Annotated in this window: 18 protein-coding genes; 7 read left to right on the top strand and 11 right to left on the bottom strand. The window is 42.4% G+C overall.

What is annotated here, in order from left to right; genetic code table 11:
* Position 1 precedes the first annotated feature (1 nt).
* The 8 genes from EGC82_RS14780 to EGC82_RS14745 all read right to left on the bottom strand — a co-directional run bounded on the left by EGC82_RS14780 (position 2) and on the right by EGC82_RS14745 (position 12,820).
* Entirely contained in the window at positions 2 to 1,495 is a 1,494-nt protein-coding gene (locus EGC82_RS14780) for a tryptophan halogenase family protein (RefSeq protein ID WP_124731441.1), read from the bottom strand.
* Positions 1,496 to 1,537: 42 nt separating this feature from the next.
* Positions 1,538 to 2,557: a cupin-like domain-containing protein gene (locus EGC82_RS14775; protein ID WP_208646902.1), complete on the bottom strand. Its 1,020-nt coding sequence runs from the start codon at positions 2,555 to 2,557 to the stop codon at positions 1,538 to 1,540.
* A gap of 4 nt (positions 2,558 to 2,561) precedes the next feature.
* Positions 2,562 to 3,284: a SapC family protein gene (locus EGC82_RS14770; RefSeq protein ID WP_124731440.1), complete on the bottom strand. Its 723-nt coding sequence runs from the start codon at positions 3,282 to 3,284 to the stop codon at positions 2,562 to 2,564.
* Between the two features lie 111 nt (positions 3,285 to 3,395).
* Positions 3,396 to 5,009 (bottom strand): tryptophan halogenase family protein, encoded by a 1,614-nt coding sequence (locus tag EGC82_RS14765; RefSeq protein ID WP_124731439.1) that lies wholly within the window; start codon positions 5,007 to 5,009, stop codon positions 3,396 to 3,398.
* A 378-nt stretch (positions 5,010 to 5,387) separates the two neighbouring features.
* A complete protein-coding gene (locus tag EGC82_RS14760) occupies positions 5,388 to 8,294 on the bottom strand; it encodes a TonB-dependent receptor (RefSeq protein ID WP_124731438.1) in 2,907 nt (968 codons plus the stop codon).
* A 713-nt stretch (positions 8,295 to 9,007) separates the two neighbouring features.
* Positions 9,008 to 10,009 (bottom strand): LacI family DNA-binding transcriptional regulator, encoded by a 1,002-nt coding sequence (locus EGC82_RS14755; RefSeq protein ID WP_124731437.1) that lies wholly within the window; start codon positions 10,007 to 10,009, stop codon positions 9,008 to 9,010.
* A gap of 55 nt (positions 10,010 to 10,064) precedes the next feature.
* A complete protein-coding gene (locus EGC82_RS14750; protein WP_124731436.1) occupies positions 10,065 to 11,393 on the bottom strand; it encodes a glycoside-pentoside-hexuronide (GPH):cation symporter in 1,329 nt (442 codons plus the stop codon).
* 95 nt (positions 11,394 to 11,488) lie between these two features.
* On the bottom strand, positions 11,489 to 12,820 hold the full coding sequence (locus EGC82_RS14745) for a GH1 family beta-glucosidase (RefSeq protein WP_124731435.1): 1,332 nt from the start codon (positions 12,818 to 12,820) through the stop codon (positions 11,489 to 11,491).
* 383 nt (positions 12,821 to 13,203) lie between these two features.
* On the opposite strand from EGC82_RS14745, the gene EGC82_RS14740 reads away from it, so the two are divergent.
* The 7 genes from EGC82_RS14740 (at position 13,204) to EGC82_RS14705 (ending at position 22,632) form a co-directional block, all read left to right on the top strand.
* Positions 13,204 to 14,511 carry a sugar MFS transporter gene (locus EGC82_RS14740; protein WP_124731434.1) on the top strand — a complete coding sequence of 436 codons (1,308 nt, stop codon included), beginning with the start codon at positions 13,204 to 13,206 and terminating at the stop codon, positions 14,509 to 14,511.
* Positions 14,512 to 14,521: 10 nt separating this feature from the next.
* On the top strand, positions 14,522 to 17,161 hold the full coding sequence (locus EGC82_RS14735) for a glycoside hydrolase family 3 protein (RefSeq protein ID WP_124731433.1): 2,640 nt from the start codon (positions 14,522 to 14,524) through the stop codon (positions 17,159 to 17,161).
* A gap of 169 nt (positions 17,162 to 17,330) precedes the next feature.
* Positions 17,331 to 18,422: a glycoside hydrolase family 16 protein gene (locus tag EGC82_RS14730; RefSeq protein ID WP_124731432.1), complete on the top strand. Its 1,092-nt coding sequence runs from the start codon at positions 17,331 to 17,333 to the stop codon at positions 18,420 to 18,422.
* 711 nt (positions 18,423 to 19,133) lie between these two features.
* A complete protein-coding gene (gene cysQ / locus EGC82_RS14720) occupies positions 19,134 to 19,934 on the top strand; it encodes a 3'(2'),5'-bisphosphate nucleotidase CysQ (protein WP_124731431.1) in 801 nt (266 codons plus the stop codon).
* 72 nt (positions 19,935 to 20,006) lie between these two features.
* Positions 20,007 to 20,912 carry a fructokinase gene (gene mak / locus EGC82_RS14715; RefSeq protein ID WP_124731430.1) on the top strand — a complete coding sequence of 302 codons (906 nt, stop codon included), beginning with the start codon at positions 20,007 to 20,009 and terminating at the stop codon, positions 20,910 to 20,912.
* Positions 20,913 to 21,117: 205 nt separating this feature from the next.
* Complete coding sequence (locus EGC82_RS14710; RefSeq protein WP_124731429.1) at positions 21,118 to 21,873, top strand: YdcF family protein; 756 nt, start codon at positions 21,118 to 21,120, stop codon at positions 21,871 to 21,873.
* Positions 21,874 to 21,945: 72 nt separating this feature from the next.
* The gene (locus tag EGC82_RS14705; RefSeq protein ID WP_415837590.1) at positions 21,946 to 22,632 is read left to right on the top strand and encodes a DUF2982 domain-containing protein; all 687 of its coding nucleotides are present in this window, start codon (positions 21,946 to 21,948) and stop codon (positions 22,630 to 22,632) included.
* Between the two features lie 141 nt (positions 22,633 to 22,773).
* On the opposite strand, the gene EGC82_RS14700 is transcribed toward EGC82_RS14705, so the two are convergent.
* The 3 genes from EGC82_RS14700 to galE form a co-directional block, all read right to left on the bottom strand.
* Complete coding sequence (locus EGC82_RS14700; protein WP_124731427.1) at positions 22,774 to 23,133, bottom strand: bactofilin family protein; 360 nt, start codon at positions 23,131 to 23,133, stop codon at positions 22,774 to 22,776.
* Positions 23,134 to 23,245: 112 nt separating this feature from the next.
* Positions 23,246 to 23,731 (bottom strand): ferredoxin-type protein NapF, encoded by a 486-nt coding sequence (gene napF, locus EGC82_RS14695; RefSeq protein WP_124731426.1) that lies wholly within the window; start codon positions 23,729 to 23,731, stop codon positions 23,246 to 23,248.
* Between the two features lie 395 nt (positions 23,732 to 24,126).
* Positions 24,127 to 25,152 carry a UDP-glucose 4-epimerase GalE gene (gene galE, locus EGC82_RS14690; protein ID WP_124731425.1) on the bottom strand — a complete coding sequence of 342 codons (1,026 nt, stop codon included), beginning with the start codon at positions 25,150 to 25,152 and terminating at the stop codon, positions 24,127 to 24,129.
* Positions 25,153 to 25,442 lie beyond the last annotated feature (290 nt).

Raw genomic sequence — 25,442 nt, 5'->3', positions numbered from 1 at the left:
TTTAGCCTTGCATCGCCGTTGATTGACAATAATGTTGCACAAAATCATGGTGAGCAGGCAAGGTGTCGACTTTGCGTTTTACAGTGGCTTTAATGCTGTTTAAAAAGCTTTGTAACTCGGCTTCTTCCATCATGTCGACAATTGGGTGGTACTCTTTAGGCAGCAGGCCTTGGCCCATCATCACTTGGATCCACGAACTTTCACCAAACAGTTCGTTACCGTATTTGTAGACCTTGCCTGATTGACTAAACATCTCGATACGATGTTGTAATGACGCTGGGATCGGCATATTTTTACAATAACGCCAAAAGCGACTGTCTTCGCGGTCAGTGACTTTGTAATGCAAAATAATAAAGTCGCGAATGTTGTCCATTTCAATTTTGGTTTGTTGGTTAAATTCATCTACGTCAGCTTGAATAACCCCATGTGATGGGAATAGCTGTAATAAGCGCACAATACTGCGTTGGATCATATGAATGCTGGTGGATTCCAATGGTTCTAAAAACCCTGCAGATAACCCAACAGCAACACAGTTTTTGTTCCAGTGTAGACGACGAGTGCCGGTTTTAAACTTGATTACCCGCGGTTGATTGATAGGTTGGCCTTCAATATTGTTTAATAACAACTCGGTCGCATCGGCATCAGATAAGTATTTACTGCAAAATACCAGGCCATTACCCGTACGGGTTTGCAATGGAATACGCCACTGCCAGCCAGACGGATGTGCAATTGAGCGCGTGTAAGGAATGGGTTTCTGTACCGCTTCAGTTTGCACTGCAATAGCGCTGTCGCACGGTAACCAATGACTCCAGTCTTCAAAGCCAGTATTTAAGGTTTGCTCAATTAATAAGGCTTTAAAGCCGGTGCAGTCGAGAAAAAAATCACCTTCAATGAGCTCGCCATTTTCAAGTTGTAATGCCTTAATATTACCGGTGTCTTCATGTTGTAACACATCAGCAATTTTGCCTTCAATACGAGTTATACCGTGTTGCTCAGCAAATTTACGCAGAAACTTAGCGTAAAGGCTGGCATCCATATGATAGGCGTGGTTGTAATCTTGATTTGGCAGCACCGCAAATCGGCCCTCGCGGGCGGCTAAATGTTCGGTGCAATAGTCACCAATCTCACTAACCATATTTTGTTGTTGGCCTTTAAGCCAAAAGTGCTGAAAACCGCAGGCCCAGCAGTCTTTGCCTAAAAAACCAAAAGAATGTAAATAGTCTTTATTAACGTCCTGCCAGTTTTCAAATTGGATCCCAAGCTTAAAGGTGGCGTTAGTGGCGGCCATGACATCTTGCTCTTTTAACCCCAACAAACGATGAAATATATGCAGGGTAGGGATGGTGGCTTCACCTACGCCGACGGTGCCAATTTCGTCCGATTCTACTAACACAATATCAAGGTTTTTGCCCAATAGTTTGCTAAAGGCGGCAGCGGCCATCCAACCCGCGGTACCACCACCGGCAATCACTACTTTTTTAACTGATTTATTCATCTTGGGCATCCTATTTGGCTTGATATCTTGCTGTGCTCAGCATTATCGTTTTAATTTATTGATTAAATCTGCACGTATTTTTCGGGCCGTTAATTCGTCTAATGGTTTAGTTTGCATGCCTTTCACATTGTCTGGAATATGACGGTCATCGACGTCATCATGATCGAAAATATAGTGCTCGAATATCGATTTCCACGCCTGGCGCTGTGCTTTAGGTAATGATCGTAAACTGAGCATGCTGTGCAATAAGGCATTATTCGGTCGGCCTAAATAGCCTGGAGTATCGCGCCACCAATGGGTAATGAGTACATTAAAGTCATCAACGCCGCGAACATGGTGCCACCACATGCTAGGAATAAATAACACATCACCAGGGCTTAGTTCTGCGGTTAGGCTGGCATCTAATGCCTGTTGAAAACGCGGAAAACGTTCAAAGTCGGGATTGGCCATGTCAACCAGACTGATGTCTTGGCCTCCGGGTGCCAGTTCCATTGGGCCAACATACAAGTTACTAATTTGTTCGGGTGGGAATAGGGTAAAGGTACGTTTGCCGACGACGTTACACGCTAGGTTTAGCGGAAAGTCATAATGAGCCGCCACCTTGGTTTGATTGCCCAACCAAATGCTGGTTAACGGTTGCATAGGCGCTAAATCTAAACTATTTTCTGCACCTAAACCGGGTAAACATTGGTGAATGTCGGTCGAGCCCATGTACATTCCGGCAGGCGTGTCTTTAATCATTTCTTGGCTTAATCGGTCAAGCAGTTGATTAAAGTCCAATCGACCCGCTTGATAGTTAAAACCATCAAGTTGTTCATTGTAAAACACTCTACCTTGTTGCTCTGGCGGGACATAATACGCGGTAACCTGCATGCCTTGATAAAACTGACGCAGGTAAGTCATTGCACTTTGTGCCGACTCTAATCCTGCCTGGACTAACGGCCAATGGCGACACAGCCCCTTAAACACCATTGGTTTGTCGGCATCACGGATTAAGTCTATAACGCTCTCTAATGTACATTCATTAATGTGTTCGACGTGCTGAGTCTTGGCGGTTGTCATTATGTTAACCTTGAGCATTCTTGAGGTTAAGTAAGTCTCGTACATTGCTTTGCGAGGCTAATGTCATGTATATGGCTTGCAAGTAACCTTGCTGGTGCAGCTTTGCTAATGCGTCAGTAGACAAACCCGCTAAGGTTTCTTCATTAATAGTATAGAAACCGATCATCTGATTCTTTTGGCCGTTGTCTAACTCAATATCTAAGGTGAATGACTCCAGCAATTGATGTTCAATCAAGGCATCGACAAAGCGTTGACCGTCTTGTAAACCATGGTGGATGACCTCGAGAATTTCGCCCACTTCATCGAGTAATGGCGTGTTACCACCGTAAGGTAAAAACAAGGCTTCACCTTCGGTTTCGTTGACTCTCGGGTGGTCTAAGTCCATATGAATAACGCGTTGCTGACGTTCAACACCATCTTCAAGTACGGTTTGTTGGCCAATTAAAAAAGGTTGGCGACGCACTGTAAGCGGTACGTATGATGCGCTCCAACCTTGATCGCTTAAAAACACGTTGTCATTTTGCTGAAAACCAAAAAGTGCCACCGCGTAAAACTGACCTGTGGCAGTATCTTTATGAAAAAAAATCGGATAATGGGCTTGTACACTGCGAAACTCTTGCGGAAATGTCACGCTGTACCAAAGGTTATCGCCAAGTGCTGCAGAGCGATGAGTGATCACTTTTACGTCTTTATGTTCAATGCTGTTTAGTAATACATGTTGGCTCATTTTGATGTCCTATCTTGTTCGTTCAAATACGTCATATTTTTTATGATTACTGTACGTGAATCTTGCATGTAATCTTGTTTGCGTTGTTTGCGTGATTATTTATGTCATGTCTTAAAGCTTAGGGAAACCATATTGCGCGACTTTATCGAGTAATGCGCGATTACTCGGCAGGCTTTTACTCAGTGCTTGGGTGCGCTGTTGATTGTCATTAAACAGTCGCTGTGCCGCCTGTTGCATCGACGGTTTCACATGTGTGGGTAATTGGGTGTTAAAGCCCATGCCGTAAAGCACATATTGGAAACTGGCCGCCGGAAATAAGGCTTCTTTATAACTAATATCAAATTGGCTTGGTACTTGATAACGCCATAATTCGAGCATGGCTTGTAAGCTATCGGGTATTGAGTTTGACTCACGATGGTCGCGCCAATAGCTATCCACTTCACGCTGGCTTATCACATAATGCAGCTTTAAAAAGTCGATAATTTGTTGCCAGTGCCATTGATAGCGCTGGTTAACCCTAGCTGCTATTGTGTCCATTGTTTGACGATTAGGGGGTAACTGCTGCGCTATAGTGGATGCTGTCCATTCTATTAGCGCTAATGCTGAGGCTTCTAATGGTTCAATAAATCCCGCAGCCATGCCTATGGCGATACAATTATTTTGCCAACATTTAGCGCGATAGCCGGGATTAAACGACAATTTACGCGGCTGAAGTTTATCGGCGCTGGCGGCATCAACCCCCAAATAGTTAATCAGTATTTGCTCGGCGTCTATGTCGTTGGTGTGGCTTGATGAATACACATATCCCACGCCTTTACGTGTTGGCAGCCCTATGTCCCAAATCCAGCCATTTTGCTGTGCAGTTGAGTGGGTGCAAGAGGCTATAGGGCTATTTTCATTGGAATAAGGTACTTGCACTGCAAGGGCGCTGTCATTAAATAATACTGATTTTTGGCATAGAAACGGCACTTGTAAATGCTCACCTAATAAAAGTGATTTAGTGCCTGTACAGTCTATAAAGAGTTGGCCGCTAATCTCGCCGTGCTCTGTGGTGATCAGTTTATCGATATCACCTTGATCATTATTAATAATCTGGCAGACATGATCGCGAATATGGGTTACCCCCAGCTTTTGGGTGCAGTGTTCGCTTAACAGTTGACTGAACTTTCCGGCATCTAGGTGATAACCATAGTTGTTTTGAAAATGATATTGCGCTGATGAAATGCTTTTTGGAGCGAGTCCTAGCTGTGACAATATTTCTTGGCTACTGACCGCTTCGGCAAAGCTCACCTGGTCTGCATGGGGTAACCAAAACGGACATAAATCGAGCTCTTGATGACCGTGGGGTAAGCTAAAAGGGTGTAAATAACGGTTTGATTGAGCAATAGTATCTGATTGAGCAATAGTATCTGCTTGATTACCCTTTGCTGGGTCATTGCGCCAATGAATAAATCGAGAACCTTGCTTAAAGCTGGCATCACAACGACGAATAAACTCGTTTTCATCAATACCGATTTTGCTTAAAGTGGAACGCATTGAAGGCCAGGTACCTTCACCTACACCGATAGTAGCAACGTCTGGTGATTCAATTAAGGTAATATTGAGCTTAGGAGCATGAGCAAGCACGCCTTTGTCGACATTATGTTCAGCCGCCAGTAACCCAGCAGTTATCCAACCGGCGGTACCGCCACCAACAATGACTATTTGGGTGATTGGTTTTTGCATAATGTCTACCTACGCCTTTGGCGTTATTGTTATTTTTGTGTTTGTAATGCAGGTTTTATATTGTTCAAGTCCATCATAAGTAGAATTCAGCAAAATGTAACCACTTTCACCTATTTATTGTCACTACTTGCTTTAACGCTTGTGTCGCACTTAGGCTGAAATAAAAATAGTAACATCCTTGTTACTCAATATGTTGCTATAAAAAAGAGGCCACAAAGTATGTGTACCTCAACGACCTATAAGGGAGACTTAATAGTGATGCCTAACACCTGGATAGTAGGCGCTTGCTGTTAAGTTAAATGTCAGAAGTTGCACAACATCGGTTAAATGCGATTGAGCCAAGTGTCACTTAGCTCAATCCTGTATAACGTTATGTGCTTAGAAGGTGTATCGAGCACCTAGGCTATATCGTGCGCCGGTTTCGGTTAGGTTTAACACTTGCTCGTTAGCAAGACCGTGAACACGGGTGTACTCTTCGGTAATGTTAAGTCCTTCGAAAAACACGGTTAAGCCTTCAACTGACTCAATATCATAACTAACAGACAAGTCAATTTGCGAGTAGGCTTCAGTGTACTGTGGAAATAATCCCGTACCTTGACTCGTGGCGCTTAAAAACTCATCACGCCAGTTGTATGCTACACGTGCTTGGAAGCCGTAGTTTTCGTACACTAACACAGCGTTTGCGGTATCACTGATGCCGACTAGGGCTAAGTCACTGTTAACTAGAGTGTAGTTAGCAATTACACCCACACCACTTTCTCCAAAGAAGTGTTGTGCAGCAAATTCCCAGCCATCAATTACTGAGTTATCTGAGCTGTTTAATGGTGTGTTGATATTAAAGTTTAACAACTCATCATTGTTAGCAGCACTACCACTGATGGTTTGATTAGCAACATCTACAGCAGCATTATCAGCATAGTTTGCGAAAATATAATCACGAACAGCGCCTGCTTCTGTTGTACCGGTTGCTGCTACTGCAGCTTTATATAAATCACCTGATGCTGGGTTGTATATGCCGTTAGTGGTTTTAACCGGATCAACACTAATAAAGTTATTGGTGTCTTTGCGGAAATAACCCACAGACACGTAGCTTGATGGCGCATAATACCACTCTGCCGAGAAGTCGATATTTTCAGATTCTAATGGCAATAATGTCGGGTTACCCGCTGATCCACCACCGTTAGTACGGTTCGCAAGTGTAGCCAATACCGTACCACCTTGAATGTCTGTGTAGCTAGGACGACCAATGGTCTCACTATATGCAGCACGAAGCATCACATCTTCTACTACTTCAATATTGAAGTTGAAGCTTGGTAGTAAGTAGTCATAATCACCATTTTTGGTTTCAAAGACTTGCTCACCAGTAGCAGATAATAAAATCTCCGTTTCGGCAATCCAATCTGCACCATCATAACCAGCAACAGCAGCAGTAGAGGTGACATCAGTTTGCTCATAACGAAGTCCAAAATGCACGTCATATGGCATGCCTGAAATTTCGTTATCGTAGTTGTACTGTACATAAACCGCTTGTGATTCTTCTTCGGTATAACGGTCAGTTTCAGCGGCATAATTAGTTGAAGGGCAGAAGCCATTACCACAATCACCACTCACAGAAGAGGCATAGTTGGCGGCAGCAAATTCACGTACTGAAGCAAAATCCCACATGAAAATGGTATCTAAAACATCGAAGTTACCGTCTGAAAGTGAGAAATTACCACCATTAGCATCAAACTTGTCTTGAATGGTGTCAGCTGGGAACCATGCGTCTTCAAAGTCACCGGCAGAGCCTACTCCACCCCAATCATTACGCTGAACGTTGACACTTTGTGAGTGATTATTCACATTAGTTAAGGCAATACCAAAGTCAATGCTGCCAGCATCTTCAAACAAGTACTCGCCATCAACTTGATATTGATCAATTTCAGATTTATTACGCGAATTACCAAAAACAGAACCTGTTAGCATCATGTCTGCTGAGGTAACTGCATTACCACCACCAACAGCTAGTACAGGCAAATCACCGCTAAAGTCAGTTGCCGCGCTGGTACGTATAAACGCTGCGGTACTTAAATTGTTACTTGAACCATAAAGGTTATTCGGTTTGTTTTCTGCGGTTGAGTTGTGTGCATCAAAGGTTAGCTTTAAGTCGTCAGTTGCTTGCCACTCAATGTTAAAGCCTAATGAACCACTTTCGTTACGTACGCCATAATCGCCAGCCGCCATTGATAAATCTGCAGGTGATCCGTAGGTTTCTGAATAAATGAGTGGTGATGCATATGGGCCATCAGACCATACGTTTTCTGACGGTACAAAGTTAAACCAGGCAGATACGTCATTTGATTGAGTATCAATGTCGTTACGCATGTAGGTGTAATCTAAGCTGGCTACTACGCTATCAATAGGGCTGTACTGCAATACTAACTGACCATTAGTACGGGTACGTTGTTGTTCTTCAAAGCGATAAATCGTAGTTTGCGGCACTGAGTAAAAATCATCATCGCCAGGACGGTTAACTTGGGTATTGTCATTTGCTACGCCGCCCCATTCGCTGTCGTTTGTGGCCGCCCCTGGGAAAGTACGCCAGCCGGTGCCGACTTGTGCTTGTTGGTTACCACTTTCACGCTCTTGATAGCTGGCAGAAAGCGAGATGCCAAATTTATCATCAGCGAAAGTGTTTGAATATAAACCCGATAACTCAGGGGTAATTGAGCCATTATCTGTTGATTTATCATCAACGGCTTTTACTCCAAATGTGGCTTTTAAGCCTGGAGAGCTAAATGGTTTGTGGGTTAAAATATCAATAGTAGAACCAATACCACCGGTTGAATCTGAGGCTTGGCTAGTTTTATGAACTTCAACACCGCTAATACTTTCAGAAGCGATGTTAGCAAAATCAAATGAGCGTGAACCTGTTGTTACAGGCATTTGACGACCATTTAAGGTAATAAGGTTATAGTCTGGACCAAAACCACGAACAGATACTTTACTGCCTTCACCGTTAGAACGGTCAATCGATACGCCAGTAATACGTTGCAACGATTCCGCTAAGTTGGTGTCAGGAAACTTACCAATATCTTCAGCAGAAATAGAGTCGACAACTCCACTTGATGAACGCTTAACGTCCATTGATTTGATTAAGCTGCCACGAATACCTGTGACCTGTAACACTTCAATATTTTCTTCACTGACTTCATCAGCAGCATAAGCAGGTAACATACTGCTCACACCAAGCACTAGCGATAAACTGGTTGCAAGCTTAGTTTTTGTAAATTTTGTTTTTTTCATCTAGGAAATCCCCATTGACTAGATTTTACTTCTCTCAATATTGCGGGTTAGGCGCAAATCATTTTTTTAATTCTCTATCCACGCGGTAATCATTATTTATAATTGTTGTGTTATAAAACAGCTAATGTAAGCGCTTACATAAAACTAGTGTAAAATGTGACCGCAGTCAACAAAAACAAGATTAAATTATTACATTTCATTAACTAGAATGTTTATTTATTTGTTTTATTCTTTTTTAATCATTGTTTTTAAAGTATTTTTGTTTTTGTTAGTAGAGTTGCATTAAAATGTAAGCGCTTTCTTTTGTTGCGGGAAATGTTACGCGTTATTACCCGTATTTATCATATAAATGAATTATAAAATGATTGGGCTCAATAGCGGGGGGAGTCGTTTAATCTGTTGTCACTCTGTGCTTAAAGAAAAAGTGCTTAATATAAGTCGTTTTTATTCGAGTGGCATAAATCACTTCACCTTGGGATCATTATCGACGACGAAGTTATCGTTTGTTCGTTAGCTGTCTGATTAGTTATCGCATTAGTGGTATGGACTAGACTTTTAGGGAGCTTAATCATTTATCCGCCATCGCGGTGGTGAAGTCTTTGCGGTATTGCTAGTCTCAATCCCAATGGGCTGTACAAAGCTAAGTCCGCTTTGCACAAATATTTTGATTGTATGCTTGAGTCGTCATCGTAGCTGATTGGATTATTTTAAGGTTAATCTATTGGTGCTGTTGACGTTCGAATAAACAACTCTGGTTGAAATGTGCGTTCAATTAACACTTCTTGATCGTTGTAAACTTGTTGCAGTACCCAGCGTGCCGCCATTTTACCCATTTCGTGAATAGGGTTGCTTACAGTAGACAGCTTCGGCGAAATATATTGTGGGAAAGGGATGTTGTCGTAACCGATAAATGAAATATCTTCAGGTACGCGTAAACCATGCTCCAGGCACACAGCAATAGCCCCTGAGGCCATTTGATCATTGGCACACACAACCGCAGTTATTGGCTTGTTTAGCGACAACAAATGCTCCATTGCCGTGCTACCACCAGATTCGCGAAAGTCTCCTTCATAACAAAGAGCTTCATCAAACGGAATATTATATTGCTGTAATGCTCGTTTATGACCTTTTAAGCGATCACGCACATCGAGTTTAAACAGTGGTCCAGAAATATACGCCAACTGTTTATGACCAAGCGATAAAATGTGTTCTGTTGCTATGAAACCACCTTGTTCGTTTTCAAGGTAAACACAGCGATCTTTAATGGCGTCAATATAGCGGTTAATAAACACAATAGGGGTTGTGGCTTTACTGAGCTCAATTAAGTATTCATCCGATACGGCTTCAACATCTAAAATGAGTGCATCACAACCACGGCTCATTAAAAATTCAACACCGTCTTTTTCTTGTTTTTCGTCACTGTGTCCAGCAGCAATAATGACGTGTTTATTGGCACTGCGTAGCGCCATTTCAATTTCGGTCATCATAGGTCCATAAAATGGACCGTCCAGTTGCGACACCAATACTCCGACACTGTTTGAACGATTAGAAGCCAAAGACTGGGCAATCGTATTGGGGCGATAGCCTAATGCGGCCATCGCATCAAGAACCTTTTGCTTGGTTTTATCGCTGACTTTGGTGTTGTCGTTCATCACTCTGGACACGGTTGCCAGAGACACGCCTGCCATTACAGATACATCGTAAATTGTTGCCATATAATTAGTTTGCAAAAGCCATCTTGGAGCACATGGCTCCAAGACTAACATGCTTTTATTTTGCTTCTCTATTTAATTCTAAGTGAATTTGATCGACTTTTTGATTGTCTAAAACGTACCAACGCATTACAAATGCAACCAATATCGATCCAATTGCTGGGTAAATTGTAAAAGATAACAATATTCCTTGCTGAGTATCTGGTGTTTGAAGCGTATCAGCTTGGTAACCGTAGCCAGCTAACAACCAACCCGCAGCGGCGCCACCAATGGCAACACCTAATTTAATAAAGAATATCACCGAAGAGTAAATCATCCCGGTAATACGCACGCCATTTTTGTATTGCCCATAATCGACTACATCAGCCATTTTGGCCCATAGTAATGGCGTTGCCATGTTGAAGGTAAAGCCCCATATGATAAACATGAAGAACGCTAATTCAACTTGGTCACTAGGGACAAAGTAGCTCACTATACACATAGTCGCAGCGAGTAATTGTAGGATAATATAAGCTTTAACTTTACAAAAACGCTTTGCTAAAGGCTCTGCCAGTATGCAACCAAAAATATTACCTACCATTCCCAATGTAATAAACAGAGTAATTGAGTCGGGCATGTTTAAGAAATATTTAACATAATAAATAGCTAAGCTGGTGCGTAATACCATGCCTGACAATAAGCACACAGAGGCGACTGATAGCACGCGCCACTGATCATTTTTGAGCATATCGGTAAAATCTTTTTTGAAGCTAGATTGCTGATCAATCGGTGGGTGTAAGCGTTCTTTTGTGCCCCAAAAACACACTAAAAACATTGCTACGCCTAAAATGCTCATAGCGGTTATCGTCAGTTGATAGCCTTTTGCTTGGTCGCCTTCACCTAAAAATTCAACCAAAGGCAAGGTTAAGCCAGACACCAATAAACCACCAATCATTGCAAATACAAAACGATATGATTGAACCGACACACGTTCTTTAGGATCTGCGGTAAGCACGCCTCCTAAGGCGCAATAAGGAATGTTTATTGCGGTATACACCATCATTAATGCCGTATAGGTTACAAAGGCATAAATCATTTTGCCATCTTCAGTTAAATCAGGCGTGGTGAAAGCTAAAACACTGATAAAGCCGAAAGGCAGGGCAAACCACAATAAATAAGGCCTAAACTTACCCCAACGGGTGTTAGTTCTATCGGCAAGCGCACCCATTAGAGGGTCAGTTACGGCATCAATTAAGCGCACTGCCAAAAACATGGTGCCGACAAATGCGGGTGAGATACCAAAAATATCGGTATAAAAAAAGGTTAAAAATAGCATAACCGTTTGGAACACAATGTTACTGGCTGTGTCCCCAAGTCCATAGGCTATCTTCTCTTTGATACTGATCATACATGCCTCAATTATTGTTGTTATTAATTAAAATGATGCGAGTGTAGGTATAAAATTAAACCGTTCATAGGAACAGCTTAATTTTAAGTGTCGAATTAACGTCTGTTATTTAATAATGCTTTATAAGCATGAGCACTAGACTTTAATGTGCGCTGTTGAGTGTCATAATCTACGTAAACAATCCCAAAGCGTTTTAAGTAACCTTCTGCCCATTCAAAATTATCCATTAAACTCCAGGCAAAATAGCCAACAACATTGACGCCTTGTTCAATGGCGTTATTAACGGCATTTAAGTGGCTATTATAATATTCGACTCTGTCGGAATCATCTACTTTTCCATCAAGTAGCTTATCGTCCATTGCCGCACCGTTTTCAGTAATATAAATTGGTGGTAATGGATAAAGAGCATGTAAAGACGTTAATAAATCAGTAAAAGCTTGAGGGTAAATTTCCCAGCCCATATCCGTCTTAGGCTTGCCTGCCATGTCTATTTGGCTAAAACCATTAACCGCATCAGCTTCATATACGCCGCGGGTATAGAAGTTAATCCCTAAAAAGTCGATAGGTTGGGCAATGATGTCAAAATCACCATCTTCGATAACCGGTACATCTTCAGCTGCAAAGTCATTGATGATATCTGGGTAGCAGCGGTCAAATAGTGGCTTGATATACCATTGATTGAAATATTGGTCGGCTTTACTGGCGGCTTGCACATCTGCTGCGCTATCTGTGGCGCTGTAACAAGGAGTAAAGTTAAGCACAATACCATTTTGACTGTTTGGGCTGTTTTTTTGCAGTACTTTCATGGCTAAACCATGGGCTAGCAGTAAATGATGTGCAGATTGGCGACCATAAGATTTTTTAGCTAAACCTGGTGCATGAATGCCAATCTCGTAGCCTAGGTACGAGCTGCAAAATGGTTCGTTAAATGTGGCGTAAGAGTAAACTCTGTCACCAAATGCTTGGGTTATCTTGTCGGCATAATCTGCAAAAAGGTAAGCAGTTTGACGATTTAACCAACCACCATTGTCTTCGATATGTTGCGGTAAATCCCAATGATATAAGGTGACAAACGTTTTAATTCCACGACGATTGAGCTCATCAAGTAAGTCGGTATAAAACGTAACGCCTTGTGGGTTAAGGCTGCCATCTTTATGCATTACGCGTGGCCACGAAATGGATAAGCGATAAGCGTCAACGCCCAGCGATTCAATTAAATCGACATCTTCACGCCATAGCTTCACATGTTCGCATGCTTGCGAGCCGTCAGAGTTATCACGAATTTTACCTGGCGTCGCACAAAAGGTATCCCATATACAAGGAAGACGAGAATCCACTGCGCCTTCAATTTGAAAAGAAGCAGTCGCCACACCAAAGGTGAACGCTTTTGAATGCATTTTAGAATCTGCTGGTAACATAATTTTCATATTTTAATTCACTTAGTATTGATTAATTTTGTCTATTTTTATTACTAACTTATTAACTTGAAACACACTGTTAAAAGGCGTTGTACCACATTAGCCATACAGTAAATATTATGCTCTCGCGTTTAAAAATCGTTGACATCAGTTATCGATATGTTAAAAATGAAAGCGCTTACATTGAGATTAGTGATTAATTATCCAAAGGTCAATAATTGATTTGGTTAATTATTGAATCCTCATCTGCTTGCACAAGTGTGGGGATGACGACATGTCAAATGCTAATATTTTACGGGGAGTTAACTCTTAGTTTATGACAAATAGCATCCGATTCACTGGCGTTATGTACTGCAACCCAAGATAACTATTAACAACAATAAGGGAATGTCATGGCGACTTCGCAGCTTCAACCAGAATTGGATCAGGTTAATTCACCTCATCAACAGGGAAACTTTCGCTTTGCGTTAGTGGCGTTAACATCGTTATTTTTTATGTGGGGTTTTTTAACCTGTTTAAATGATATTTTAATCCCTTACTTAAAAAATATGTTCGACCTTAATTACACTCAAGCTATGTTAGTGCAGTTTTGCTTTTTTGGAGCTTACTTTATTGTATCGATACCCGCGGGTGCGCTAGTGGGTAAAATTGGTTATCAAAAAGGGATTATTACCGGATTAATTATTGCTTGTATTGGCTGTTTACTGTTCTATCCATCAGCAAGTTATGGCTCGTACAATATGTTTTTGTTTGCCTTTTTTGTATTGGCATCAGGCATTACCATTTTACAAGTATCAGCCAATCCCTATGTTAGTGTGCTAGGCCCTGCTAAAACAGCATCATCTCGTTTAACCTTAACTCAAGCATTTAACTCTTTAGGCACCACGGTTGCCCCATTTTTTGGGAGCTGGTTGATATTATCGACGGTGGAACACGACGATAAAATCACTGAGGTGGGCGAAGTGATTGGTCAGTTGTCGGTACAGCAACAAGCCAGTGCGGTGCAAATGCCTTATTTAATTTTAGCGGTAGCATTGTTCGCATTAGCGTTAATTTTCATGTTATTAAAACTGCCATTGTTGGGAAAAAGAGATACTCAATCTGCAACATCTGCACCGGGTAGTGCTTGGCAATATCCACATTTAGTCTTGGGTGCTGTGGGGATTTTTGTTTATGTTGGTGCAGAAGTCGGTATTGGCAGTTTTCTGATTAGTTTTTTAACTCAAGATCATATCGGTGGAGTGTCTGAATCTCAGGCGGCGCATTATATTGCCTATTATTTTGGTGGTGCGATGGTAGGGCGCTTTATTGGTGCCGCTGTGATGCAGAAAATTAAAGCGGGTAAGGTGTTAGCATTTAATGCTGTGTGTGCATGTGTTTTAGTTGCCGCAGCCATGATGAGTGCTGGAGCTATTGCCATGTGGGCGCTGTTGTTTGTCGGATTATGCAACTCTATTATGTTTCCGACTATTTTTAGTTTAGCGCTGCAAGATTTGAAACAACACACGAGCCAAGGTTCTGGCATCTTATGTTTAGCCATTGTTGGGGGCGCAGTATTGCCGTTATTACAGGGCGTACTGGCTGATAGCGTTGGGATTCAATTAGCGTTTATTTTACCGCTGCTATGTTATGGCTTTATTGGCTACTACGGTTTAATTGGATGCGATGCAAAACGTCCGGTATTAACAGAGAAGGCGTAAGGGAAATACAATGAAACTGACTCAATTAAGCTGTTTTTCTATTGTGAAAACACCCACAAAAATCGGCTCAATTGCCTTAGGTGTTTTACTTGGCCTGAGTGGTTGTGGCGACAAAAAAACGACCCACGAGCTTGTTACAGAAGTTGCAATGACGCCTGTTGCAGCAAATAACTCGGTATCGTCGTCATTAACTATTTGGCCAGAATTAACCCCTGCAATAGCCAAAGATCCAGTATTAGAAGCCAAGATTCAAGCTTTAGTAGCCAAGATGACGCTACAACAAAAAGTCGCGCAGATGATCCAGCCTGAAATTCGTGATATTACCGTTGAAGATATGCGTCAATATGGCTTTGGCTCTTATCTCAACGGTGGCGGTGCTTATCCAAATAACGACAAACACGCAACCCCAGCAGATTGGATTGCATTAGCAGAATCATTTTATCAAGCATCGGTCGATGACAGTGTTGACGGGATTAATATTCCAACTATGTGGGGCACCGATGCCGTACACGGTCACAACAATGTCATTGGTGCGACCTTATTTCCACATAACATTGGTTTAGGCGCTGCCAACAACCCTAAATTAATTGAAAAAATTGCCGCCATTACCGCCCAAGAAGTCATGGTGACCGGTATTGATTGGGTATTTGCTCCCACTGTTGCGGTTGTGCGTGATGATCGCTGGGGCCGAACTTATGAAGGTTATTCTGAAGATCCACGGATTGTAAAAGATTATGCTTATGCCATTGTTGAAGGTTTACAAGGCGCTGTCACAGGCGATTTTTTATCTGATCAACATGTTATTTCGACGGTAAAACACTTTATTGGTGATGGTGGCACTGAAAATGGTATCGATCAGGGTGAAAACCTTGCCAGCGAACAAGACTTATATGATATTCATGCTCAAGGTTATGTCGGTGGACTTAATGCTGGAGCACAAAGTGTTATGGCCTCATTTAACAGTTGGCATGGGGTAAAAAACCATGGCAATCAATACCTATTAACCGATGTGCTTAAAGATAGATTAGGCTTTGATGGCTTTGTGGTTGGTGACTGGAATGGCCACGGCCAGGTAGCTGGTTGTACTAACGAGTCTTGTGCTCAATCGGTTAATGCGGGATTAGACATCTTCATGGTACCGACTGCTGCATGGAAACCATTATATGAAAATACCATCGCCCAAGTGAATAATGGCGAAATTAGCCAAGCGCGTATAGACGATGCGGTAAGCCGTATTTTACGAGTGAAATTTCGTGCGGGTTTGTTTGATAAACCCAGCCCAGCTAATCGTCCGTTATCGGGTAAAACTGAGTTAATAGGCCAAGCTCGTCACCGTGAAGTTGCCCGCCAAGCAGTGCGCGAGTCATTAGTGTTGCTTAAAAACAATCAATCGTTATTGCCACTCAAGCCTAATACCAAGGTACTTGTTGCTGGTGATGCTGCTGACAATATAGGTAAACAGTCGGGTGGTTGGACGATTACTTGGCAGGGTACCGATAATAAAAACAGTGATTTTCCTGGGGCAACCTCAATTTATTCAGGAATTGAGCAGTTAGTCACCCAAGGCGGTGGTCAAGCCATATTAAGTACCACGGGTGAGTTTAGCCCAGAGCAAAAGCCAGATGTTGCCATCGTGGTGTTTGGTGAAGAACCCTATGCAGAAGGCAATGGTGATATTGATAACGTAGAATATCAGCGTGGCGATAAGCGTGATTTAGCATTATTGAAAAAGCTCAAAGCCCAAGGTATTCCGGTTGTGTCGGTATTTATTAGTGGTCGCCCTATGTGGGTTAACCCTGAATTTAACCAGTCAGATGCTTTTGTTGCTGCGTGGCTTCCTGGCTCTGAAGGCCAAGGTATTGCTGATGTGTTATTTACTAAGCCAGACGGCAGTGTTGCTTATGATTTTGTTGGTAAATTGTCATTCTCATGGCCATCTACGCCACAGCAAACGCAGGTTAACGTGCCATTAGCGCAAGATAAGATCGCCCAAGCACAAGCTGACTATCAACCGCTTATTCCTTACGGATATGGATTAACCTATCAGTCTGCCTCAACCGATGCGATTGCTTTAGATACGTTATCAGAAGATAATTTTTCTGCCAGTCAAACCCTCGAAAATTTAGCTTTATTTGAGCGAGCAGTGAAATCACCTTGGTCGATGTACATTGCAACCAATAATGCGCGACAAGGTTTATCAAGCAGTGTGGCAAGTAATAGTGCGCTTAATATCCGTACTATGGATCGCGTCGTGCAAGAAGATGCTCGTTTAGTCTCTTTTACGGGTAGTGAACAAGGAACCGTTGGTTTAATCAGCAATTTTCCTCGCGACTTTAGAGCTTACAGTAATAGTGATTCAGCGTTATCGGTGAGTATTAAAACAGAGCAGTTGCTGCAAAAGCCATTGTGGTTAGGCTTGGCGTGTGAAGGTGACTGTCGTCAACAGGTGGATATTGCTAAGCAGGCCAACACGACATTAGGTAAATGGCAAAATATCAGTATCTCGTTAGCTTGTTTTGCGGGTAAGCCGATGGACTTTGGCAAAATTATCATACCGTTTTACCTTACTACCGACGCCAAGGTAGACATTAGTTTCAGTGACGTTGTTATTCAAGCTACGCCAAGCGAAAAGACTATTCGATGTCATTAAGCCTAATAAAGCACCGGTAAGGCTTACCTAACACTCAGGTAAGTCGAACCAAGCTCAGGCCAAAAATGGCTCAGTAGTGTGGATAGTAGAGTGATCTGGTAGAGACAATTAATAGTGCGTTTGGCGGCTATTATCTCGGTAGGCACGAATTGTAAATGATGAGTAAAAGATGAAAAAAGAAAACAATAATAAATCATTTTCACCCTGCTTAACCTTACTGTCTTTGCCTATATTAGTCCTATCGGCATTATTTCTGTCTGGCTGTCATTCGTATGAAACCCAATCTACCCCGCGAACAAACACCGTAGTAGATGCGACTTCGTCTGGTTGGCAAATGGTATGGCAAGATGAATTTAATGGCAGTCACATCGATACGAGTAAATGGAGCTTTGCCGTTGACTGTTATGGCGGTGGTAACGATGAAGCGCAGTGTTACACAGCGCGATCACACAATGCAGCCGTAACAGATGGAATGTTAATCATTACCGCGCAAAGGGAAACGTTTTCTGGCCCTGCGGTCAATGATTCGGACCCCATTTACGATGAAAATGATACTTCTAAAAGCCTAGATTACACCTCTGCACGGCTTATATCGAAAAATAAAGGTGATTGGAAGTACGGCCGTTTTGAAATTCGCGCTAAATTACCTCAAGGTCAGGGAACATGGCCTGCTATCTGGATGCTACCGACAGATTGGATTTATGGCCCTTGGGCTGGTTCGGGCGAAATTGATATTATGGAAGCGGTAAACCTTCAGGTTGTTAGTGCTGAAATAGGCCCTGAGTCTGCCGTTCATGGCACATTACATTATGGTAAACAGTGGCCAAACAACGTCTATAGCGGACAAGAATATCATTTACCCAATGAGCTAAATCCTGCGGATGATTTTCATATATATGCCCTTGAATGGCAACAAGGTGAAATTCGTTGGTACGTAGATGATGTGCATTATGCCACCCAGCATTCATCAGGTTGGTACAGTCAGTATATTGCTGACAATGGCGCTGTAGTCAACGCGCCTGATAATGCTCCGTTTAACCAACAATTTCACATGTTGCTTAATTTAGCTGTTGGCGGTGCATGGGCCGCGAATGTTAATAATACCGGTATTGATGAGTCAGTATTTCCGCAATCAATGCTAGTCGATTATGTGCGCGTGTATCAATGTGCTCACTCGCCAAGTACAGGTGCAGGTTGCGAGACAATTGACAGTAATGTTGAACCTATAACAGGTAAATCAGCGCCTAATATTGTGGAGTGAAGTTTTACCTTAGCAGATAAGCTTGTTAATTAGGGTTCTCTAGCGGCTCTACTCAAGCTTCAATGTGGCTAGGGCCTGTTGATCTTTGCTGGTTGAATTTTGTTCGAGTTAAAAACGTTTTAATCGAGGCGAATGGATTGATGCCTAGTCATCTAAGCAAAATGCATTCAACAAAGAGTAAAACGTTTTTAGCCGAACCCTTCGGGCAGCGTTTGTTGGCCATTTTTACTGTGTTATCGACTTTTTATGTAGAATAACTACACCTCAAAGTCTCTGCCGCGCAGTTGTAAATGTGAGTAATGGCCAACAATTCGCTGCAAAAATAACCTTGAAAGATCAACAGGCCCTAGTATCGATGCTTACTATTGCTCTATTTAGGCAGACATATAAACGTTAAGTGATGATGCCATAGGATAATATTTAACTTGTGACAGCATTTTTGTCAGCGTTCAGTGGTGTTATTTGCAGTTGAATACGAATGCAAAAACGCACTGTTTGCTTTGAGCAACGTAGCGCTTAGCTTAGTATCGAGCAGCCTTTATGGTGTTGAGGCTATGTTGTATCAATGTGATGTTTTTTTGCTGATTTTTTGAGTCCATTTTGATTGTAGTGCAATCAAAAAGTTATCAATCAATGATGTTAACAATGGCATAATGTCGTATCTATAGTGTATCGATCGCTAACGTGATATGAATTTTATAAGGAATTGATTTGTCTAACATCGTATTTTCTAAAACAGACTTACAGCAGATAGTGACGCTCGCCAAGCAAGCCGGTGATGCCATTATGCAGGTTTATGCTCAAACTGATTTGCAGATTGAAGTGAAACAAGATGATAGCCCAGTGACGGCAGCTGATATTGCCAGTCATAATGTGATTATTGCCGGCCTTAAACAGCACTTTGCGGATATTGCTATCATGAGCGAAGAAGACGCAGATATCAGCTGGGCTGAACGTCAAACATGGCAAACCTATTGGTTGATTGATCCACTCGATGGCACTAAAGAATTTATTAAACGCAATGGTGAGTTTACCGTCAATATTGCGTTGATCCATCAAGGGCAAGCTATCGCTGGTGTGGTGTATGCACCAGTATTAGATAAATGCTACAGCGGCATAATCGGCCAGGGCGCTTGGCTTGAGCATAACGGACAGACATCGATATTAGATATCCGTGACCGAGCAGTGCAATCGCCACCCATTGTTGTGGGTAGTCGCTCACATGTTAGCGTTGATGTTGCCGCTTATTTACAGACTATTGGCGAACATCAAATGCTCAGTGTGGGCAGTTCATTAAAGTTTTGTATGGTGGCCGAAGGTCAAGCCGATGTTTACCCAAGATTAGGTCTAACCAGCGAATGGGATACCGCTGCAGCGCAAGCCGTATTAGAAAGTGCTGGTGGGCAGGTTGTTGAATATCCAGCGTTAATTCCGCTGCAATACAACCAGAAAGAAAATATTTTAAACCCGTACTTTATTGCCGCTTCATCGGCATGGTTTGCCCGCAAATAGCTGGAGTGGTTCTCAGCCTTTGTAAGCAAAATACGGAACCCCAATTAATAATAACAAATGGAGTGACAAGTTATGATGCGCATGGGCGTCGATCTCGGTGGTACAAAAATTGAAATAGTGGCGTTAGCCGAGGATGGTGCTGAAATATTTAGAAAGCGTATTCCAACACCAAAAAACTATCCCGGTACCATAGAAGCCATTGTGAGTTTAGTCGCAGATGCAGAAACAGCGACTAAGCAAATCGGCTCTGTCGGTGTGGGTATTCCTGGTGTTGTGTCACCGTTTACTGGCTTAGTCAAAAACTCTAATTCAACCTGGATTAATGGCCATCCACTTGATAAAGATTTAAGTGAAGTGTTACATCGTGAAGTACGTGTCGCAAACGATGCAAACTGTTTTGCTGTATCTGAAGCCGTTGACGGCGCAGCCGCTGGCAAAGGGGTTGTTTTTGGCGGTATTATTGGCACAGGTTGTGGTGCTGGCGTAGCTATTAACGGCCGCGTGCATGGTGGTGGCAACGGTATTGGCGGTGAATGGGGCCATAATCCATTACCGTGGATGACGGCAGATGAATTTAATACTACCAGTTGTTTTTGTGGCAATCGCGATTGCATCGAAACCTTTATTTCGGGTACAGGCTTTGTGCGTGATTTTCGCGCCGCAGGCGGTGATGCCACTAGCGGTATTCAAATTTCTGAAATGATGCAACAAGGCGATCCGTTAGCTACGGCAGCGTTTGAGCGTTATATTGATCGTTTAGCGCGTTCACTTGCGCATGTGATCAACATGATGGACCCAGACATGATTGTGCTTGGTGGCGGCGTATCCAATATTGAGGCTATTTACACTGAACTGCCTAAAGTATTGCCAAAATACGTAGTTGGCCGTGAATGTGGTACCCAAGTGGTGAAAAACAAGTTTGGCGCATCTTCAGGTGTTCGTGGTGCTGCGTGGCTATGGGGCAAAGACGAAAAATAGTCTTCATTGTTTATTTGAGTTAGTTGCAATAGTTAGTTGAAATAGATAGTTGAAATAGTTAATCTCACCAGCTCACCAGCTCACCAGCTCACCAGCTCACCAAACGGCACTTAAACAGTGCCGTTTTTGTTTGCTTTTTAGGGTTTGTATTAGAAGCTGATAACGATAAACTAGCGCCAGTTTTTATTGTTCGAGTGATATACCGATGTTTTGGCTTAAAAAAATATTATCGCAATTAGTCATGCCCATTCCTGCTAGCATTATGCTATTGGTTATCGCGGCAATATTATGGCGAACGAATAAGTTGATGTTGCTGCGATGTGGCCGTATTGCCTTGGTTACTGCGATAACGCTTCTAGTGTTAACCAGCCAGACGCAAGTGAGCTATTTTTTGGCGGATTCGTTAGAGTCACAGTATCAAGTTAATCATCAGCCGATTACAGGCACTTGTGTGGTAATGGTATTAGGGTCGGGTAACCGCGAACAACAAGGCCATACCGCAGTGCAGCAACTATCGTCTACGGCACTGGCGCGTTTAACCGAAGGAGTGCGGCAGTTTAGTCTTGGCCAAAATTGCACCTTAGTGGTGAGTGGGTGGAGTGGCGGAAATCAACCCACTGCTCATGCGACGATTATGGCGCTAGCCGCTCAAGAGTTAGGCATCCCTACAGCCAGTTTGGTGGTATTTAATCACCCTAAAGACACTATTGAAGAAGCTTATGCGCTTAAGAATATAGTGGGTTATGATCCGTTCAGGTTAGTCACTTCAGCGACTCACATGCCAAGATCGATGGCTATATTTAGCGCTTTGGGTATGCAACCACAGCCTGCACCGAGTGATTTTATTGCCAATCGCGGTGATTGGTGGCGCTTAGATGCGGATCAGTTATTAACGTCACAGCGATCCATTCATGAGTATGTCGGTATATTATGGTTACAGATTAAAGGACTAAGTCATTAATAATCTTGTCTATCTATTTAATAATGGTGAACCGTATTTTGAACTATCTATTTATCAATCAACTCGAAGGACATTATCGTGACTGATGACCACATGCTAATTAGTCCTTATGCTAAGCGCAATGGTATAACACTTACCCTTGTTGGCGCAGTGAGCTTAGTGACCAGCTTGATTATTTTTATCGGTCTTAAAGGCTTTTTTGTGCCCGGCATGCTGTGTTTTGCCTTGGGGTCAGTGGCACTGGTTTTAGGTGTCGCCAAAGTGTATCAGCCTGCCGTCAGCTTTAAACTAACGCCTGTAGGTGTGACATTTTTTCATCGCCGGGGACAAGTCTTTATTGAATGGGAAAATATTCAGCGTCTTGATAGTGTACGGGTAAATCAAAACATGGAGATGATTGAACTGCCCTATATTGGCGTTAAGCTTAAAAAGATTAATCCTATATTAGATTGTATTTCACCTCGCCTAGCGACGGGGTTACTGACCGAGCAGCGACCATTACTCATGACCGCAGCCACTCAAGATGAAGACTTACAAAGTTTAGAAGGCTACTTGGGCGCTGAATTTACCCCGCTAGTGGTTAATGGTGAACGTTACCGTGGGGTACTAGCGATGTTTGGTCATCGCTGTCAAACGTTGAACGAGCAATTGGGTTACCATGTGTATTTATCGATTGATAGTTTAGATCGGGAGCCAAAAGAGTTTGTCGCTTTATTGCGTCAATGGCAGCAACAATCTCAACGGCAAGCGGGATCGTAAACTAGTAATCAATAATGTGCAGTGATTGAAGATCCAAGAACAGCAGCTGTTGTCATCTTAACTAGGTTCAGTAACTTGGGACAGTAACTAAGAGTGCATTTTTTGCTATAAGGCATTAAAAACAGATGCTTAGCATAAAGCCTAACGTTCTTGTGAAGTATTAGTAAGAGACTCTCGGTGGCGATAACCTAAAAACTGGCCACCATCTAAAATTTCAATGTTTTCACAATACGCATCTCCTTCAAAAATACCTTGCTCATGCAGGGTTATTTTTTTACAGCGCGCCTTACCGGTTAACTGTCCTGCAATCATTAGCTCGCGACATAAAATATCACCGTCGACAGTACCATTAGGTTCTATGGTGACATTACCTTGGGCTTTTATATCACCACTAATATGCCCAGCAATGAGCACATCACCACTGAAAATGAGTTTGCCAGTTAAATGACATTCTGGGGCGATAAAACTTAATGGGTTGGCAGGTTGTTTTTGACGAAACATCTTAGTGCTCTTATGTCTATCTTTGGGCGGGTAATATAACGTTAAAATGCGATGAAAAACATTAAAATCGCTGACTATATTGGTTCATTTAACCGATGTTTTGGTTGGTAAATTAGCCTGAGTTGCAAATCTGTATCGCATCAGCAGGGCAGGGAGATACACAAGCACCACAACCCGTACACGCATCAGTATCTATAACCGGTTTAGGTACTTGTCCTACCGCCATCACAAAGCTAATCGCGCGTGGATCGCAGGCATCTTTACAGCTCTGACACCAAACGCCTTGATAGGTTAAGCAGCTGTCTTTGATGCTGGCAGTAATTGACCAAGGTAAAGGTTGGGTAAGATCAAACACTGGCTCTGGACAGGCATCTACGCACAGTTGGCAAAAAGTACATTCACCAAGGCTAAAGTCTATTTCAGGAAAACCACCATCACCTTGTTTGATAATGTTTGTTTCACATGCCGTTATGCATTTGTTGCAGCGGGTGCAATTATCAGTAAATTGCTCGTCTACTTTGCTCCACGGCGGACGAGTGACATTGGATTTTCTACGGCTAAAAAGATTACGACGACTTTGATTAATACTTTGGCTCATTACAATCCTAATTCGACTTAAACGTACTTGCTGCAGCTAATATTAGCATTAGCTGCAGCAAAAAATTGTTAAGCGCTTAGCAATTCATACCAATTCCAATAATTATCTGGTCATTCAGCGAGCGTTCTGCACTTTCTAGGCAAGTAATAGGATTCTAGGCTAGTAATAGAATTGTAGGCATAGTGCTCTCGGCAACTGCTCCTGCGTTGCTCTACCTTCTGCATCCATGCAGTCGTACGTCAAAATGCTATTAAGTAGCATAGAAGGTGCATAAACTCGCCTTGCGGGAGCCACTCAGGCTTTCCATTTTTTTGTTGCATTGCTTCATAAAGGAATAATCATTCATTTAACAATGCGCCTCAAACTGAAAAACCTGAATGACTCTGATTGTTCACCTAATTAATGGCGTTGGTATTGTACCCATCAGGATTATTTGATTGCCATTTCCAACTGCTGTTTGCCATGTCTTCAACGGTATGGGTAGCATGCCAGTTGAGTTCTGATGCTGCAAAACTGGGATCAGCGTAGCAGGCTGCAATATCTCCTGGGCGGCGAGGACTAATTTGATAAGCTATGGTTTTACCACAGGCTTTTTCAAATGCTTTAACCATATCTAACACGCTGTAGCCAATGCCAGTACCAAGATTATATGTCACTAAACCCGGTTTAGTTTGCAGCTTTTTAAGCGCTTGTAAGTGGCCCACTGCTAAGTCGACAACATGAATATAATCACGCACGCCAGTGCCATCTGGAGTATTGTAGTCATCACCAAATACATTTAGTTTTTCACGTTTGCCCACAGCAACTTGGGCAATAAACGGCATTAAGTTATTCGGGATATCGTTAGGGTCTTCACCGATTAAGCCACTTTCGTGCGCACCAACCGGGTTAAAGTAACGTAAACGAGCAATATTCCAGCTGTTATCCGAGTTGTGTAAGTCCGCTAAAATGTATTCAACCATTAACTTTGACTGACCATAAGGGTTAGTTGCACCTGTTGGAAAATCTTCTTTAATCGGCAGGCTAGCAGGGTCGCCATAAACGGTAGCAGATGAGCTAAAGACCAAGTTTTTAACGTTATTTTCGGCCATCACCTGGCATAAAATAATGGTACCAGTAACGTTGTTTTCGTAATACTTTAATGGTTTAGCCACCGATTCACCCACAGCTTTTAAGCCCGCAAAATGAATGACAGATTCAATACTGTGGTCAGTAAACACTTTTTGCAGTAAGACTTTGTTTAAAATATCGCCTTGATAAAATGTCACATCTTTACCGGTAATCGTATGTACGCGGGCTAAAGCTTCAACACTTGAATTTGATAAATTATCAACAATGATCACTTCCTGTCCGGCATTTAATAGCTCTACGATTGTGTGGGTGCCAATATAGCCGGCGCCACCGGTTACTAAAATTGCCATAAATAAATCATCCTATGAATTAATGAGCATGTGTAGTTGATATTGTAAATTATCACAGCTCAATCGTCAGTTAAATTATTGATGAAGCGTTAAATTAACGAGGATTGAGCAGGCTCTAAATACACATTTTTAGTGATAAAACAGCGCTATATTGGTAGGGCTTATAAGCTGGTTGTATTTATTTGTTTACGATTAAAGCGACATAACCGCATGAAATAAACTGTGAGGGAGTTAACAAAACGCCAACGTTAGCACACTATGTAGCAAGTGAAGTTGACGTAAAGTGGAAC

Origin of the sequence: Shewanella livingstonensis, from assembly GCF_003855395.1 — a bacterium.
Classification (GTDB): domain Bacteria; phylum Pseudomonadota; class Gammaproteobacteria; order Enterobacterales; family Shewanellaceae; genus Shewanella; species Shewanella livingstonensis.
The sequence above is the reverse complement of the archived record's forward strand: the minus strand, read 5'-3'. Positions and strand labels throughout refer to the sequence as shown.

What these genes read in the sequence shown, in the direction of transcription:
- EGC82_RS14780 (WP_124731441.1), bottom strand. Translation starts at nt 1,495, where the DNA reads ATGAATAAATCAGTTAAAAAAGTAGTGATTGCCGGTGGTGGTACCGCG.
- EGC82_RS14775 (WP_208646902.1), bottom strand. Translation starts at nt 2,557, where the DNA reads ATGACAACCGCCAAGACTCAGCACGTCGAACACATTAATGAATGTACA.
- EGC82_RS14770 (WP_124731440.1), bottom strand. Translation starts at nt 3,284, where the DNA reads ATGAGCCAACATGTATTACTAAACAGCATTGAACATAAAGACGTAAAA.
- EGC82_RS14765 (WP_124731439.1), bottom strand. Translation starts at nt 5,009, where the DNA reads ATGCAAAAACCAATCACCCAAATAGTCATTGTTGGTGGCGGTACCGCC.
- EGC82_RS14760 (WP_124731438.1), bottom strand. Translation starts at nt 8,294, where the DNA reads ATGAAAAAAACAAAATTTACAAAAACTAAGCTTGCAACCAGTTTATCG.
- EGC82_RS14755 (WP_124731437.1), bottom strand. Translation starts at nt 10,009, where the DNA reads ATGGCAACAATTTACGATGTATCTGTAATGGCAGGCGTGTCTCTGGCA.
- EGC82_RS14750 (WP_124731436.1), bottom strand. Translation starts at nt 11,393, where the DNA reads ATGATCAGTATCAAAGAGAAGATAGCCTATGGACTTGGGGACACAGCC.
- EGC82_RS14745 (WP_124731435.1), bottom strand. Translation starts at nt 12,820, where the DNA reads ATGAAAATTATGTTACCAGCAGATTCTAAAATGCATTCAAAAGCGTTC.
- EGC82_RS14740 (WP_124731434.1), top strand. Translation starts at nt 13,204, where the DNA reads ATGGCGACTTCGCAGCTTCAACCAGAATTGGATCAGGTTAATTCACCT.
- EGC82_RS14735 (WP_124731433.1), top strand. Translation starts at nt 14,522, where the DNA reads ATGAAACTGACTCAATTAAGCTGTTTTTCTATTGTGAAAACACCCACA.
- EGC82_RS14730 (WP_124731432.1), top strand. Translation starts at nt 17,331, where the DNA reads ATGAAAAAAGAAAACAATAATAAATCATTTTCACCCTGCTTAACCTTA.
- mak (WP_124731430.1), top strand. Translation starts at nt 20,007, where the DNA reads ATGATGCGCATGGGCGTCGATCTCGGTGGTACAAAAATTGAAATAGTG.
- EGC82_RS14710 (WP_124731429.1), top strand. Translation starts at nt 21,118, where the DNA reads ATGTTTTGGCTTAAAAAAATATTATCGCAATTAGTCATGCCCATTCCT.
- EGC82_RS14700 (WP_124731427.1), bottom strand. Translation starts at nt 23,133, where the DNA reads ATGTTTCGTCAAAAACAACCTGCCAACCCATTAAGTTTTATCGCCCCA.
- napF (WP_124731426.1), bottom strand. Translation starts at nt 23,731, where the DNA reads ATGAGCCAAAGTATTAATCAAAGTCGTCGTAATCTTTTTAGCCGTAGA.
- galE (WP_124731425.1), bottom strand. Translation starts at nt 25,152, where the DNA reads ATGGCAATTTTAGTAACCGGTGGCGCCGGCTATATTGGCACCCACACA.